This is a genomic window from Idiomarina xiamenensis 10-D-4 (genome assembly GCF_000299895.1).
GTDB classification, from domain to species: Bacteria; Pseudomonadota; Gammaproteobacteria; order Enterobacterales; family Alteromonadaceae; genus Idiomarina; species Idiomarina xiamenensis.
The window spans coordinates 72000-88404 of sequence record NZ_AMRG01000002.1 but is presented as its reverse complement, the minus strand read 5'-3'; the positions used below and the strand labels follow the sequence as shown (position 1 = coordinate 88404).

The 16405-nt window shown below is 48.5% G+C and carries 12 protein-coding genes; 7 read left to right on the top strand and 5 right to left on the bottom strand.

The window, feature by feature from the left end:
- Positions 1 to 5 precede the first annotated feature (5 nt).
- The gene (gene serC / locus A10D4_RS01745) at positions 6 to 1088 is read right to left on the bottom strand and encodes a 3-phosphoserine/phosphohydroxythreonine transaminase (RefSeq protein ID WP_008487344.1); all 1083 of its coding nucleotides are present in this window, start codon (positions 1086 to 1088) and stop codon (positions 6 to 8) included.
- Positions 1089 to 1095: 7 nt separating this feature from the next.
- Complete coding sequence (gene gyrA, locus A10D4_RS01740; RefSeq protein ID WP_008487343.1) at positions 1096 to 3741, bottom strand: DNA topoisomerase (ATP-hydrolyzing) subunit A; 2646 nt, start codon at positions 3739 to 3741, stop codon at positions 1096 to 1098.
- Positions 3742 to 3902: 161 nt separating this feature from the next.
- On the opposite strand from gyrA, the gene ubiG reads away from it, so the two are divergent.
- From ubiG to A10D4_RS01705, 7 genes are all read left to right on the top strand, one after another.
- The gene (gene ubiG, locus A10D4_RS01735; RefSeq protein ID WP_008487342.1) at positions 3903 to 4640 is read left to right on the top strand and encodes a bifunctional 2-polyprenyl-6-hydroxyphenol methylase/3-demethylubiquinol 3-O-methyltransferase UbiG; all 738 of its coding nucleotides are present in this window, start codon (positions 3903 to 3905) and stop codon (positions 4638 to 4640) included.
- Positions 4637 to 5311 (top strand): phosphoglycolate phosphatase, encoded by a 675-nt coding sequence (gene gph / locus A10D4_RS01730; RefSeq protein WP_008487341.1) that lies wholly within the window; start codon positions 4637 to 4639, stop codon positions 5309 to 5311. The genes ubiG and gph overlap by 4 nt, the downstream gene beginning before the upstream one ends.
- A 445-nt stretch (positions 5312 to 5756) precedes the next feature.
- On the top strand, positions 5757 to 8084 hold the full coding sequence (gene nrdA / locus A10D4_RS01725) for a class 1a ribonucleoside-diphosphate reductase subunit alpha (RefSeq protein ID WP_008487339.1): 2328 nt from the start codon (positions 5757 to 5759) through the stop codon (positions 8082 to 8084).
- Positions 8085 to 8098: 14 nt separating this feature from the next.
- Entirely contained in the window at positions 8099 to 9232 is a 1134-nt protein-coding gene (gene nrdB / locus A10D4_RS01720; protein WP_008487336.1) for a class Ia ribonucleoside-diphosphate reductase subunit beta, read from the top strand.
- Positions 9233 to 9237: 5 nt separating this feature from the next.
- Entirely contained in the window at positions 9238 to 9498 is a 261-nt protein-coding gene (gene yfaE, locus A10D4_RS01715; protein WP_008487335.1) for a class I ribonucleotide reductase maintenance protein YfaE, read from the top strand.
- A 134-nt stretch (positions 9499 to 9632) separates the two neighbouring features.
- Positions 9633 to 9899 (top strand): GrxA family glutaredoxin, encoded by a 267-nt coding sequence (locus A10D4_RS01710; protein ID WP_008487334.1) that lies wholly within the window; start codon positions 9633 to 9635, stop codon positions 9897 to 9899.
- 201 nt (positions 9900 to 10100) lie between these two features.
- Positions 10101 to 10703, top strand: a complete 603-nt coding sequence (locus A10D4_RS01705; RefSeq protein WP_008487333.1) for a suppressor of fused domain protein — start codon at positions 10101 to 10103, stop codon at positions 10701 to 10703.
- Positions 10704 to 10714: 11 nt separating this feature from the next.
- On the opposite strand, the gene hrpA is transcribed toward A10D4_RS01705, so the two are convergent.
- The 3 genes from hrpA to A10D4_RS01690 form a co-directional block, all read right to left on the bottom strand.
- The gene (gene hrpA, locus A10D4_RS01700; protein ID WP_008487332.1) at positions 10715 to 14620 is read right to left on the bottom strand and encodes an ATP-dependent RNA helicase HrpA; all 3906 of its coding nucleotides are present in this window, start codon (positions 14618 to 14620) and stop codon (positions 10715 to 10717) included.
- Positions 14621 to 14696: 76 nt separating this feature from the next.
- Positions 14697 to 15119 carry a CBS domain-containing protein gene (locus tag A10D4_RS01695; protein WP_008487331.1) on the bottom strand — a complete coding sequence of 141 codons (423 nt, stop codon included), beginning with the start codon at positions 15117 to 15119 and terminating at the stop codon, positions 14697 to 14699.
- 166 nt (positions 15120 to 15285) lie between these two features.
- Positions 15286 to 16314 carry an isoaspartyl peptidase/L-asparaginase family protein gene (locus A10D4_RS01690; protein WP_008487330.1) on the bottom strand — a complete coding sequence of 343 codons (1029 nt, stop codon included), beginning with the start codon at positions 16312 to 16314 and terminating at the stop codon, positions 15286 to 15288.
- Positions 16315 to 16405: the final 91 nt, after the last annotated feature.

Sequence of the window (16405 nt, the reverse complement as noted above, 5' to 3'; positions counted from 1 at the left end):
AATTGTTATCCGTTCTTTTCCGCGAAGTGTTGCATAAACTCAACCAGTGTCTGCACGCCAGCTAAAGGCATTGCATTATAAATACTGGCTCGCATGCCCCCTACAAAGCGATGGCCTTTCAAGCCCATCAGCCCTTGCTGTTCAGCCTGACGTAAAAACTCGGCATCAAGCTGCTCGTTGATGAGTTGGAATGGTACGTTCATTCGCGAACGAAAGTCAGGGTGAATACGATTTTGATAAAACTCAGATTTGTCAATAAAGTCATACAACAAGGCAGCCTTTGCGGCGTTAATGCGGCCCATTTCAGCGACCCCGCCCTGTTCCTTTAACCACTGAAACACTAAACCCGATAAATACCAAGCAAAAGTATTCGGGGTATTGTACATGGAGCCATCAGCAGCCTGTGCAGCATAGTCCATGATGGTCGAAACCTGTTGCTGAGGCTGCGTCAGCAACGACTGCTTAACAATTGCGATAGCAAAACCCGACGGACCGATATTCTTTTGCGCACCGGCATAAATGACGCCAAAACGGCTAACATCTAGCGGCTCAGACAAAATATTTGACGACATATCGGCGACAATCGGCGCTGTCACTTGAGTGGGCAATTGATGCAAGGCAATGCCATCAACCGTCTCGTTCGGACAATAATGAAAGTACGCGGCGTCGTCAGACAATTGCCACTGTTCAAACGGTGCAATGGCAGTACCCTGCTCGGTTTGCACACGGCCACCGACAACATTGACCCGACCGACAAACTTTTCGGCTTCGCGAATGGCATAACCAGACCAAATGCCACTATCAAGATAATCGACGGTAGCGCTGCTGGTGGCAATGTTTTGCGGCACGGCGGCAAACTGTCCGCGACCACCACCATGCAAGAATAGGACATGATAATCGTCGGGAACCGACATCAATTCACGTAAATCTTGCTCAGCCTGACGCGCCATACGCACATAAGCGGGATCGCGATGGCTGATTTCCATCACCGAAATACCCAACCCTTGCCAGTCTAACAGCTCTTCCTGAGCGCGCTTGAGAACCGCGGCCGGCAACATCGCCGGCCCTGCCGAAAAGTTATAGATCATTGACCCTTTACTCCTCGCTGTCGTCCGCGTTATCGACACCAGCGTCAGCTTCGTCAACCACCACGTCAGCCGCTTCACCATCTAAGATAGCGATATCGCTGTCGTCTTCGTCAATTTCATCAATACGCTGTAAGCCCACCACGGTTTCGTCATCAGCCGTTCGAATCAAGCGAACGCCTTGCGTGTTACGTCCTACGGTTGACACTTCATTAACGCGAGTACGTACCAGCGTACCTTTATTTGAAATCAGCATGATTTCGTTACCATCGATGACTTCCATGGCGCCCACCACGGGCCCATTACGATCGCTGACTTTAATTGAAACCACGCCTTTGGTGGCACGGCTCTTAGCTGGGTATTGCGTGATGCCGGTGCGCTTACCAAAACCATTAGCGGTCACGGTTAAGATTTTTGGCTCTTCGTCGCTGTCATAGGCTCGCGGTACAATCAATGAGACCACGCGCTGACCCGGTTCTAAGCGAATACCACGAACACCGGTAGCGGTACGGCCCATTGAACGCACTTGATCTTCGGTAAAGCGTACAACTTTACCTCCGTCCGAGAACAGCATAATTTCATCACCGCCATCGGTAATATCGACCCCAATCAACTCGTCATCATCGACCAAGTTCAGGGCGATAATACCGCCGTTACGTGGCCGCGAATAATCGACCAATGGCGTCTTTTTAACAGTACCGTTACGCGTCGCCATGACCACAAATTTATCCTCAGGATAATCTCGTGTCGGCAATATCGCCGTAATACGCTCGTTTTCTTCTAACGGTAACAAGTTAACGATAGGTCGACCACGCGATATCCGTGTGGCTAATGGCAACTGGTAGACTTTCATCCAGTAAATCCGACCCAGTGTCGAGAAGCAAAGGATGGTATCGTGAGTATTAGCCACCCAAAGTCGTTCGATGAAGTCTTCGTCTTTCATTTTCGTGGCTGATTTACCCTTACCACCGCGACGTTGCGCTTCATATTCGGTCAATGGCTGATATTTGACGTAGCCATGGTGAGACAAGGTCAATACCACGTCTTCTTCGTTGATCAGATCTTCCATCGAAATATCGTGAGTGGCAGCGGTAATTTCGGTGCGACGCGCATCGCCAAATTCGGCTTTAACCGCTTCTAATTCCTCGCGAATTACTTCCATTAAGCGTTCCGCGCTGTTCAGAATTAACAATAGCGCTTCGATCTGCTTCAACAACTCTTTATATTCATCAAGGATTTTCTCGTGCTCTAAGCCGGTTAACTTATGCAAGCGTAAATCCAAAATGGCTTGAGCCTGCTCCAAGGTTAACTGGTAATGTCCGCCAACCACGCCGAATTCTGCGGGTAAATGGTCAGGACGAGCCGCGTCAACACCAGCGCGCTCAAGCATCGCGGCGACATCGCCTAACTGCCAAGAGCGACTGGTTAACGCTTCTTTAGCTTCTGCTGGCGTCGGTGAGCGACGAATTAATTCGATGATTTCATCGATATTGGCCAGCGCGATGGCTAACCCTTCTAAGATATGTGCACGCTCTCGTGCCTTGCGCAACTCATAAACTGAGCGACGTGTCACCACTTCGCGACGGTGACGAATAAAGGCTTCCAACATGTCACGTAAGTTAAATAAACGCGGTTGGTTTTTATCCAAGGCCACCATGTTGATACCAAACACCACCTGCATTTGGGTGTTGGCATACAAATGGTTTAACACCACTTCGCCGACTTCGCCGCGCTTCAATTCAATGACAATACGCATACCATCTTTATCAGATTCGTCGCGTAAGCCACTGATGCCTTCTAAGCGCTTTTCTTTGACTAATTCAGCAATTTTCTCGATAAGTCGTGCTTTATTTACCTGATACGGAATCTCGGTCACGATGATGGTTTCTCGACCACCGTTATCGTCACGTTCAATCTCGGCTTTGGCGCGTAAATGAATACGACCACGCCCGGTACGATAAGCCTCGATAATACCCGCACGACCTGAAATGCTGGCGGCAGTTGGGAAATCTGGCCCGGGAATGTATTCCATCAATTCATCAATACCGATATCGGGCGTATCGATCATCGCCAAACAACCGTTGATAACTTCGGTCAGGTTATGCGGCGGAATATTGGTCGCCATACCGACGGCAATACCCGACGAACCATTGACCAACAAATTCGGTACTTTGGTGGGTAACACGTCAGGAATTTGTTCGGTACCGTCGTAGTTGGGAACGAAGTCGACGGTTTCTTTATCTAAATCCGCTAGTAATTGATGGGCAATTTTTGCCATACGGACTTCGGTATAACGCATCGCGGCAGCCGAGTCGCCATCAACCGAACCAAAGTTACCTTGGCCGTCAACCAACATGTAACGCAGCGAGAACGGCTGTGCCATACGTACAATGGTGTCGTACACGGCACTATCGCCATGCGGGTGATATTTACCGATAACGTCACCGACCACCCGGGCCGATTTTTTATAAGGCTTGTTAAAGTCGTTGCGCAGCTCGTTCATGGCGAACAGCACGCGACGGTGTACCGGCTTTAAGCCATCCCTGACATCCGGTAGCGCGCGGCCCACGATAACGCTCATGGCGTAATCTAAGTATGAACTCTTGAGTTCGTCCTCAATATTTACCGGCGCGACTTCTCTTGCTAGATCGGTCATAGATACTATCCCTAAAACGCTAACTTTGTGTTGTTCTTCTGATTCAGCTCATTGTACCCATACAAGGCGCCGCTCGCACCCTCTTTTTATCGGCACACAATTTCAGTAAACTCGCACTACCTAAGATGCAGTTTTGCCGACCCAAAGAGTTGTATATCGTTATGCCTAACACCAGCAACAACAGCCCGGCTTTCCCTAGCGACAACGTCGATAGTCACGAAATCGACAAATTCTCCGCGATTGCGTCGCGTTGGTGGGATCCAGACGGCGAATTCAAGCCATTACATCAAATCAATCCACTGCGCTTAGATTATATTGAGCGCCAGTGTCAGGGCGTATTCGGTAAGCGTTTGCTCGATGTTGGTTGCGGCGGCGGTTTAGTCGCCGAAGGACTAGCCAAACGCGGTGCCAATGTGACCGGTATCGATATGGCCAAGGCGGCGCTGCAAGTGGCTAAATTGCATGCCCTGGAACAACAGGTTGAGGTCGATTATCAACTGATGGCTGCGGAAACCTTTGCCGAACAGCATGCCGCTCAGTTTGATGTAGTCACTTGCTTAGAAATGTTGGAGCACGTGCCAGACCCAAGCTCGGTTATCCGCGCCTGCGCAAAGTTATTGAAACCCGGCGGGCGGTTATTCTTATCGACACTTAATCGCACGCCAAAGAGCTGGTTATTAGGTATCGTTGCCGCTGAATACGTGTTGCGCTGGGTACCTACCGGCACCCATGACCACCATAAATTCATTCGTCCAGCCGAACTGCTGGCGATGACCGATGCCTGCCAGCTACGTGCTAACGACATGACGGGTATGCATTATTTGCCTTGGCGTGGTTTCTTTTTTAGTTCGCGTAATGTTGACGTTAACTACATTGTTAGTTTGGAAAAACCGTTGTGAAACAAAATCCAAAAGCTGTTCTATTCGACCTTGACGGCACCTTATTAGATACCGCTCCCGATTTGGGCGCGGCCTTAAATCAGGTATTACGTGAAGAAGGACGCGCCGAAGTCAGTAACGACATTTATCGTTCATATGCGTCTCACGGTGCCAATGGCCTATTAACGCTAGGCTTCGGCGAACAAGATTATGCCGCCGACCAAGCACGTTTAAGAGCCGCTTTTTTAGCCGCATACAGCGCCGCGATTCATCATCATTCGGTGTTATTTCCGGGTATTGAGGAAATGCTCAGTGAATTACAGCAACAAGGCTATTTGTGCGCCATAGTGACCAATAAGCCGAGTCAGCTAACCCAACAGTTGTTGCCTTATTTTGCACCACTCAATGCGCTCGATGTGGTCGTTTGCGGTGACACCCTAAGTGTCGCCAAGCCGCATCCACAACCGCTGTTATACGCTGCTGAGCAATTGGCGGTGGAGGCCAACCAGTGTTGGTATGTCGGCGATGCTGAACGCGATATACTGGCCGGTCGCGCGGCAGGCATGACCACGGTATTGGCTGAATACGGTTATATTACGCCCGACGAGGTACCGGCGCAGTGGCCCGCTGATCACCGCATCGCCGAGCCCGCCGCCCTGACTGCACTATTACGGCAGTTGACGCTGGCTTAATGGCAGCGGACATTGTTCGCACGCGTTCGGCTGCGGCGTTGGTTCTAAGAATTGCCGTCGCCGATTCAGCAAACACTAGATATAGGTCATACCTCATAGCTAAGACGCTATATCTGGTGTTTTCTCATAAATCCCTTGAAAATCAACGCTTATAAAATATCGCTAAAATTCGCTATTAGCTCAGTCAAAAATGTTTTAAAAAAAGTTATTAACAAGCAAAGCGTGTACACCTCTAGGTTACTCAGTTAGTAGAGACTAACAGTCACGATTTTGACCCAGTATCTTAACGTTTTTTGGCTTGATCACTGACGCATAGCTCTCTAGTATATCAGCTAAACCTACAACCCCAAGATATTGTGTAGTAAACGCACAATCCGGACTCTATTTCACTATATCTTGTGGTTCCGTTTTGACTAAAAATCAAACAAAAAGTCGAGCGCTAATCATGAACCAGCAATTATCTGTAACGAAACGAGACGGTCAACGTGAACCGCTTAACCTGGATAAGATCCATCGCGTCATCACCTGGGCGGCTGAAGGCTTACATAATGTATCTGCTTCACAAGTCGAAATTAAATCTCATATTCAGTTTTATGATGGCATCAAAACCGAAGATATCCACGAAACCATCATTAAAGCCGCAGCTGACCTGATTTCAGAAGAAGCGCCCGACTATCAATACATGGCAGCCCGTCTTGCTATTTTTCATTTGCGCAAAAAAGCGTACGGTCAATTTGAGCCACCGCGCTTAGCCGATCACGTTAAACGCATGGTCGAAAACGGCCGCTATGACCGTCATTTGCTCGACGACTACAGCAGTGACGAATTTGATCAAATGGATGAATTTATCGACCACTGGCGCGACATGAATTTTTCTTACGCGGCGGTAAAACAGTTGGAAGGTAAATATTTAGTGCAAAACCGCGTTAGCGGAGAGATTTACGAAAGCGCGCAGTTTCTTTATGTGTTAGTTGCCGCTTGCTTGTTTGCCAATTATCCGCGCGACACGCGCATGGCCTATATCAAGCGTTTTTATGACGCCACTTCAGAGTTCAAAATTTCGTTGCCGACGCCCATCATGTCCGGCGTTCGTACACCGACGCGTCAATTTAGTTCGTGCGTACTGATTGAAACCGGTGACAGCCTAGACTCTATCAATGCCACCGCCAGCGCTATCGTTAAATACGTATCACAACGCGCTGGGATTGGTATCAACGCGGGCCGTATTCGCGCCTTAGGTAGCCCAATTCGTAATGGCGAAGCCTTCCACACCGGTTGTATCCCATTTTATAAATACTTCCAAACAGCGGTGAAAAGCTGTTCGCAAGGTGGTGTTCGTGGCGGCGCAGCTACCCTATTCTATCCACTTTGGCATTTAGAAGTGGAAAGTTTATTGGTGCTCAAAAATAACCGTGGTGTGGAAGAAAACCGCGTACGTCATCTGGATTACGGCGTACAATTTAACCGCTTAATGTATCAACGCCTAGTCAAAGATGACTTCATTACCTTATTTAGTCCGTCTGATGTACCGGGTCTCTATGATGCGTTCTTCGCCGACCAAAATGAGTTTGAACGGTTATACGTCCAATACGAGCAGGATGAGTCGATCCGCAAAAAACGGATCAAGGCGATTGAACTGTTTAGTTTGTTTATGCAAGAACGTGCTAGTACCGGTCGTATTTACTTGCAGAACGTTGACCACACCAACAACCATAGCCCGTTTGATGCCAGCGTGGCGCCGATTCGACAAAGTAACCTGTGTTTAGAAATCGCGTTACCGACCAAACCGTTACAACACGTCAACGACGAGAACGGTGAAATCGCACTGTGCACCTTATCAGCCTTTAACTTAGGCAAAATAGAGTCGCTTGAGGACTTTGACGAATTGGCCGATTTGGCCGTGCGTGCCTTGGATAGCTTGTTAGATTATCAAGAGTATCCGGTGCCGGCGGCCTACAACGCCACCATGAACCGTCGTACGCTCGGTATTGGTGTGATCAACTTTGCCTACTACCTCGCTAAACACGGCGTGAAATACTCCGATGGCTCGGCTAATGGTCTGGTACACCGCACCTTTGAAGCGATGCAGTACTACTTAATGAAAGCCTCGGTCAATTTGGCCAAGGAAAAAGGTGCTTGTCCGAAGTTTAACGAGACCACTTATTCACAAGGTATCATGCCGATTGATACTTATAAGAAAGATTTGGACGGCGTTTGTGGTGAACCATTGCAGCAAGATTGGGACGCATTGCGCGCTGCAATCAAGCAATATGGCATGCGTAATTCGACGCTATCGGCCTTGATGCCATCGGAAACATCATCACAGATATCAAACGCCACCAATGGTATCGAGCCACCGCGCGGATTTGTCAGTATTAAAGCGTCTAAAGACGGCGTGACAAAACAGGTAGTACCGGATTACGAGAACCTTAAAGATAACTATGAATTGCTATGGAATATTCCGAGCAATAAGGGTTATTTAGAATTAGTGGGTATTATGCAAAAATTCGTCGATCAAACGATTTCTGCTAACACCAACTACGACCCAGGTAAATTTGACGCGGGTAAAGTACCGATGAAGCAATTGCTACAAGACTTGCTGTACGCCTATAAACTGGGTGTGAAGACGCTGTATTATCACAACACCCGTGATGGCGCCTCAGACAATCAGTCAGATCTCGCCGCAAAAGCATTGAAAAATCGTGATCAGGCACAAGCCGCAGAGGTCATGGTAGAAGACGATGATTGCGCCGGTGGCGCCTGCAAAATTTAAGGGATAACGGATTTATGTCTTATTCTACATTTAGTCAGGAACAGAGCGATCCGTTAAAGGAACCGATGTTCTTTGGCCACTCGGTCAACGTCGCTCGTTATGATCAACAAAAGCACAGTATTTTCGAAAAACTGATCGAAAAACAAATCAGCTTCTTCTGGCGTCCAGAAGAAGTTGACGTCAGTCGCGACCGCGTCGACTTTAATAAGATGACTGACAGCGAAAAGCATATTTTTATTTCAAACTTGAAATATCAAACGCTGCTCGATTCAGTACAAGGCCGCAGCCCGAATATCGCCTTGTTACCGATTGTTTCAATTCCTGAGTTAGAAACCTGGATCGAAACTTGGTCGTTTTATGAGACCATCCATTCGCGCTCTTACACGCACATTTTGCGTAACCTGTTCTCCGATCCGAGTGAAGTATTCGAAGACATTGTCATTAACGAACAGATAAAGAAGCGTGCTGCCGATATTTCCCGTTATTACGATGATTTGATCTTCTACACGCAACTTTGGCAAACCCAAGGTGAAGGCCAGCACGAGGTTGACGGTGAAGTACACAACGTGACCATGCGTGAATTGAAGAAAAAGCTATTTTTATGCATTAACTCGGTTAACGCACTCGAAGCCATCCGTTTTTACGTCAGTTTTGCTTGCACTTTTGCCTTTGCCGAGCGTGAATTAATGGAGGGTAACTCAAAAATCATCCGTTTGATCGCTCGCGATGAAAACCTTCATTTAGTATCGACTCAGCACATTCTGAATTTATGGCAATACGGCGAAGATGATCCAGAAATGAAGGAAATCGCTGAAGAGCTGCGTGACGATGCGTATAACATCTTTATGACCGCGGTCGAGCAAGAAAAGGAATGGGCTCACTATTTGTTCCGCGATGGCTCAATGATCGGTCTTAATGAAGACATGTTATGTCAGTATGTCGAGTACATTGCCAATTTACGTATGGAAGCGATTGGTTTTGATGCGCCGTTTGAAAATCGCCGCAGTAATCCACTACCGTGGATGAATAAATACTTGGTCTCAGATAACGTCCAAGTAGCACCACAAGAAGCCGAAATCAGTTCTTATCTGGTCGGTCAAATTGATAGTGAGGTTAGCGCCGCCGATTTAGGAGATTTCGATCTGTAATCGCTATGGCAAAAGCGTTCAAAGTTAAACTCAACGGTCAGCACGAGCTGACCGTTGATGCGTCTCAAGGCAGCTTATTAGAAGCCTTAGAACAACACCAAATTGACGTCCATTACCACTGCCGTAATGGCTTTTGTGGCGCCTGTCGAACCAAGCTGATTTGCGGCAAAGTTAAATACACTAGCGAACCTTTAGCCTTTATTCGTAAAGGCGATATCCTGCCCTGCTGCTGTATTGCCGACTCCGATATCGAAATCGAACATTAAGCGACTGTAAACATATCGAACAAATCGATAATGCACATCGTAAAAATATATTATCCAAAGTAAGCTTAATTTTGGCACAATAGCCGTATTCGAAAACAAACTGATTACGTTGTAACGATTAACGAGGTTTCGCTATGTATACCGTTATTTTTGGTCGCCCCGGTTGTCCGTATTGTGTCCGAGCGAAAGACATTGCCGAGCAACTGAAAGCCGACCGCGAAGATTTTGACTACCGTTACGTGGATATCCACGCGGAAGGCCTGACCAAGGCCGATTTAGAAAAAACCGTTGGTAAACCCGTGCACACCGTGCCACAAATTTTTATCGACGAACAACACGTGGGCGGCTGTACCGAATTTGAAGCCTATGCGCGTGAGAACTTAGGTTTATACGCTGCCTAATTACCCCGATAGCAGTCATCATCCATGAACGTCGAGTCGTTCTGCTATGAGCTTTATAAAAGCCGTAGCTAAAACACGATTCGGCGTTTTCTTTTTTATCGAAACATTCGCTATGTCCATGTAAAAGCTAGGTAAACTTGCTTACCAGCCGATCATCTGTGTTCCATAATAGAAGCTGATTTATGAACACAGGTTGCACTCATGCTTCTAATAGACGACAGCGAAAAAATCGACGAAGAAGACGTTTATCCGGATTTATTTGGCGATTTTGATCGGCAGGCATCAGTCCCACTTAGCGCCAGCTTATTTAAGCAATTAGGTTGTCGACAACTGCAGCCGCAATGGTTAGATTGCCGAGTTATGGTTAGCCCCCCCAACGATAAGCACCCCCATTGGTTATACGTGAGTTCGGGTTTATCCTTAGCCAGCAAGCCACCTACGCCCCGCTATGAACTGTTGCTAGAAGCACCACAGGCGGCCAACTGGCCAATCAGCCTGTTACAGCAGCTGATGGTCGAACACTTGTTGCAACAAACAAGCACCAACCACCAGTCATTACCCATCGGTGAGCCGATTGCGCAACACCTATCTGAAGAAATACCCGGCGTCATGCTGCTTAAGCCACTACATTATCGCAGCGATGTCACCCTCGCTCACGGCCGTACGACATTATTGCAAGTGGTCGGTATTACCGCCGAAGAATGGTTATTTGCTAAACGTCGCTCAACGCAAGCCTTAATTGAAGAATTCACCATCAATCAAGGCCATTACGTCACCCGGCTACACCGACAAAGCGTTGTCTAAGTCGCAGTCGATTAACTCGCATCAGCCAGCGCTTGCTTAACACGTTTTTCCGAGATGGGGTATTGCGTGCCCAATTGCTGAGCAAATAACGATACCCTTAACTCTTCGAGCATCCAGCGAACTTCCTTCACGGCATCGGGTAGTGGCTCAGCTTTAGGCTGACGCTGTAATAATTGTTGGTACTCTTGCTGTAAGCGTTCTAATACCATCAGTTGTAATCGATCACGTTGCGGGTCAACCGGCAACTTTTCTAAGCGACGCTGAATCGCTTTTAAGTAACGCACGATATGCGGTAAGCGCTTAACACCAATATCACTGACAAAACCAGCGTAGATCAAGCCGTCCAACTGCGCTTGGATGTCACCGCGCGACTGGATTTGATCTAACGGGACCTGACCTTTTTGCTGCTTTTTAATTTGATGACCGAGTAGCAAGATCTGCTCGACGTGTGCGGCAACCTGCTCCACAGTTTCATTAAGTTGCTCACGAACGCGTGTCACGACTTCCTGAAAACGCTGTTGGTCGCGCACTTGATCGGCATCTTGTAGCAGCTCATCAACCGCGGCATCGATACAATCATTAACCAAAGACTCGACTTTGCCCCAGGGGTTAAAATACATCGCCAACTTAGCTTTGTTAGACAGCGATTTTTGTAAATAGCGCACCGGCGATGGTACTTGCAGCAATACCAACTTGCGTAACCCTTTGCGATGCTCAAACGCGGCTCGCTGTTGGCTTTCGAAAACATCCACAGCTACCTGTTTGCCATTGTCGCGCAATGCCGGAAAAGCTTGCAGTTGATACGGCCCTTGTTGCTGTGACAACGTCACTGGCAACGCCCCCATTTGCCAATCGGTAATGGCTTCGCGGCGAATGGCAGCACCACTATTATCGCTGCGTTTTACCAGTGTTTGCTTAACCTTGCCGCGCAAACGTTGCTGTAAAGCATCTAAATCACGACCTTGTGCTATACACTGTTGTTTCTCGTCGACGATACAAAAGTTCATACGCAAATGAGCGGGTAATTGCGCCAAAGGCCAGTCTTGTGGATCGATATCCATGCCAGTCATACGCTTTACTTTATAGCTAAGCGCAGCTAACAAAGGTTGTTGCAACGGCTGCAAATCGGCAACGATGGCACGCGCATAATCGGGTGCTGGCACCAGTTGACGCCGCTGCGCTTTAGGTAGAGCTTTTATTAACGCCGTCACCAGCTCTTCGCGTAAAGCTGGGATCAACCATTCGGTGCCCTCACTACTCACTTGATTTAATAGCGCCAATGGAATTTGCAGAGTAACGCCATCGTCTTCGGCACTGGGCTCAAAACGATAGTGTAACGGCAGTCGCAAATTACCCTGCTGCCAAAACGCCGGGTAAGCCTCATCGGTAACGTGTTCGGCATCCTGCTGTTTCAACTGTTGCAGGGTGAAATATAACAGTTGTGGTTGTTTTTTCGCCGCTTTGTGCCACCAACCGGCTAACAATTGCTCGTTATAAATGCCCGCTGGCAATTCAGCATCATAAGCATTAAAAAGCGCTTCTTCATCGACCAAAATATCGCGTCGACGAGATTTTTCTTCTAACGACTCGACTTCCGCTATCAGCGCTTGGTTGTGTTCGATAAACGGCAGTGGACGTTTGAGTTCACCACTCACCAGTCCTTCTCGGATAAAAATTTCGCGAGCCACAACCGGTGAAATCGGGCCAAACTGCACGCGCCGACGCGGCACCAAAACTAAGCCAAGCAAACTCACTTGCTCGTCGGCGACGACACTGCCCTGCTTTTTCTCGAAACGTGGGTCTAAATACTGTCGCTTAACCAAGTGTTGCGCCGCGGCTTCAACCCAACCCGGATCAATGCGCGCGTTGGTGCGTGCAAATAAACGTGAGGTTTCCACCAGTTCAGCGCTAACCAGCCACTTCGGCGGCTTTTTGAATAAATTACTGCCGGGAAAAACAAAAAATTTACGTTGTCGGGCACCTAAGTATTCATGCCGCTCATCTTTTTGCCCCACATAGGACAATAAGCCGCTGATCAGGGCTCGATGAATGGCTTCATAACTTGCTGCTTCACTATTAATTTGTATGCCTAACTCACGCACCGTCTGCCGCGTTTGGGTATAAACGTCCTGCCATTCACGCACACGTAAAAAATGAATAAATTCGCGCTGACACAAGCGCCGTAATTGTGTTTTTGAAAGACTTTTTTGCTGCTCGGCTAAATAATCCCAAAGCTTAAGATAGCTAATAAAATCAGAATCTTTATCATGAAAACGCTGATGTAATTGATCAGCTTTTTGCTGTTTATCGCTGGGTCGCTCGCGCGGATCTTGAATCGACAACGCCGCTACAATCACCATCACCTCACGTACACAGCCGTGTTGCTGTGCTGCCAACACCATCCGCGCTAAACGCGGATCTAAGGGTAAACGTGATAGCTGTTGGCCTAACGGCGTTAACTTGGCAGTTTCACCATAACGAGCACTGGCTAACGCGTTAAGCTCTTCCAGCAAATTGAAGCCGTCTTTAACAAAACGCTCATCGGGTTTCTGCAAAAACGGAAACTGACGAATATCGCCCAATTCTAATGCCGTCATCTGCAGGATAACGGCAGCCAAATTAGTACGCAAAATTTCCGGATCGGTGAACGCCGGCCGCGAATTAAAATCATCTTCGCTATACAAACGAATACAAATGCCCGGCCCAACACGGCCACAGCGGCCTTTGCGCTGGTTAGCACTGGCTTGTGAAATCGGTTCAATGGGTAGTCGTTGCACCTTGCTGCGGTAACTATAACGACTGATTCTAGCCGTACCAGGGTCGATAACATAACGAATACCAGGCACCGTTAACGAGGTTTCGGCAACGTTAGTGGCGATCACCACCCGGCGTTGACTATGTGACTGGAAAATACGATTTTGTTCAGTTGCCGACAAACGGGCGTAAAGTGGCAATACTTCGGTATTTTTTAGTGCTAATTGTGTAATGGCATCGGCAAAGTCGCGAATTTCTCGCTCACCGCTGGCAAATAATAAAATGTCACCGGGGCCTTCGTCCTGCAGTTCCAGTACCGCTTCCGCGACCGCGTCAAGCACGTCTCGTGGCGCTTGTCGCTGGCCTTGCTGAAGCGCTTGATAGCGGACTTCAACCGGATAGGCGCGGCCACTAACTTCGATAATCGGAGCCTGCTGAAAATGTTCAGCAAAGCGCTCGGTCTCAATCGTCGCCGACGTGATGACCACCTTTAAGTCTGGTCGCTTAGGCAACAGTTGATGCAATACCCCCAGTAAAAAATCAATGTTCAGACTACGTTCGTGTGCCTCGTCGATAATAATGGCATCGTAGGCACGTAATAATCGATCCTGTTGTAACTCAGCCAGCAGTACCCCATCGGTCATTAACTTAATGGCGGTATTGGCTTCGGTTTGATCATTAAAACGAACTTTGTAGCCCACACTCGAGCCCAACGGCACCCGTAATTCTTCCGCGATACGGCTGGCAACACTGCGCGCTGCTAAGCGTCGTGGTTGGGTATGACCAATAAAGCCACGCCGACCATAGCCGAGCTCTAATAACATTTTCGGTAATTGCGTGGTCTTACCCGAGCCGGTTTCGCCAGCCACGACCACCACCTGATGCTTAGCAATGGCATCTTTAATGCGTTGCTGTTGCTCAGCGACCGGTAACTGCGGCGGATAATCAATGTGGTGAGACTGTGCTAGACGCGTTGCTAAACGCGCTTTCGCCTGCTCAATATCGCTATCGATTTGTGCCAACACCTGCTGTTGACGCTGTGCTTGCTTAATTTTCGTTAAACCTCGGAGACGCCGCCGAAGCTGCGCCGCATCGGCAATCATACAGTGTGTTAATTCGGCAAAACGAGACGCTAATGATTCGGGGGTAGCACTGACAGACATGGGACTCCAATATTGCTGCTTGGCTGACAATCAGGCACAAGTAATAGCGCCATTATACCAGCAGCTAAAACCCCCGTCAGCCACCGCCGCGACGATAACCATCACCTAAACACAGGTCCATAGCACGCAGTACTTCACTGCGACCAATGAGTCCGGTTAAACGGTTATTTTCATCGATGACTGGGTAGAGTTTGGGTTTATTCACTTGCATTTGTTCAGCTAAGTCTAAAATCGACATATCGCTGCGTACCGTTAACACCGGTGTGGTCATACAGTCTTCAACTAAGGCCGATTGCTCTTGATGATAGGTTGCCCGTAACATCGCCGCTAAACAATCTTGCTCGGATAAAAAACCGACCACCCGTTGCTGCGCGTTAACCACCGGGCCACCACGTTGTTGAGAACGCAATAGCTCTTCGACAGCTTTCTCGATGGTCATCTGCGTGGTAAATATTACCGGATAACGAGTCATATAATCGCTGACTTTCACCGACTTCATTGCATTCTCCTTATTGAGTTTTTTCTGAAATTTTGGCTAACCCCTTATCGCTAAGCTTTTATCGCAAAACGTTCAGCAGATAAGACTGACTGATGCGACCAAGGCTCACTTGCCAGCTCGGCGGTAACAAGTGAGCTTTTTCAAGTATAGTCGATAGCTACTGCTGTCAATCGCCGTAAATGGCAACCTGCGCGGGCTCGCCCTGCTTGCGATAACCGCGATACATGCCCTCGGTATTAAACGGCTGATAAACGTTGCCTTGAGCATCGAGAATAATGACGCCGCCGGTGCCACCCGCCTGCTGCAGAACACCGTGAATGACTTCATCACCCGCTGCTTTAATGGTCTTTTGCTGATATTTCACGCGTGCACAAATATCGGCTGCAACATGATAGCGAATAAAGTATTCGCCATGACCTGTCGCGGAAATCGCACAACTGGCATTATCTGCCCACGTACCGGCACCAATAATCGGCGAATCGCCGATGCGGCCATAACGTTTAGCTGTCATGCCGCCGGTCGAGGTACCCGCGGCTAAGTTACCTTGTTGGTCCAATGCCACGGCACCCACCGTGCCATATTTATAATCTAAATCGAGATAACGCCACGCTTGTTGTTCGGGCTGTTCGCTGCGACGAATTTTTTGTTTAGCGCGATTTAGCTGCTGCAAGCGCTGCTCGGTGTCAAAATAATCGTTGTCGACCTGGGTTAAGCCCTGTTGCTTGGCAAACTGTTCGGCGCCGCTGCCGCTCAACATCACATGCACCGACTTATCCATGACCGTACGAGCTAACTGAATCGGGCTTTTCACCGTTTTTACACCAGCCACGGCTCCAGCATTACCGTTAGCGCCAGACATTATAGACGCGTCTAACTCATGCTCTCCGTCCCAAGTATAGACAGCGCCACGACCGGCATTAAATAACGGCGAGTCTTCCATGATCTGAATGGCAGCAATCACCGCATCGGTGCTATTACCGCCTTTTTCCAACACCGCATAGCCAGCGTCTAGCGCTTGCTTTAATTTATCTTTATAAGCTTGCTCTTGCTCAGCCGACAAATTAGCGCGAGTAATGGTACCGGCACCACCGTGAATGGCGATGGCGATGGGTTGTTCCGTAGCCATGCTGGCGACCGGCAACGCGCTGCTAAGCGCGGCCACCAGAGCTGCTACTGCTATGCTTGCTGCTTTCATATGTTCTCCTCGTTATTATAATAAAGACCGTTATTACGCGTTCGCCAGCCGCGCTGACGATTGCAGCCAATCAGCCCTTGGGTTACCCTTT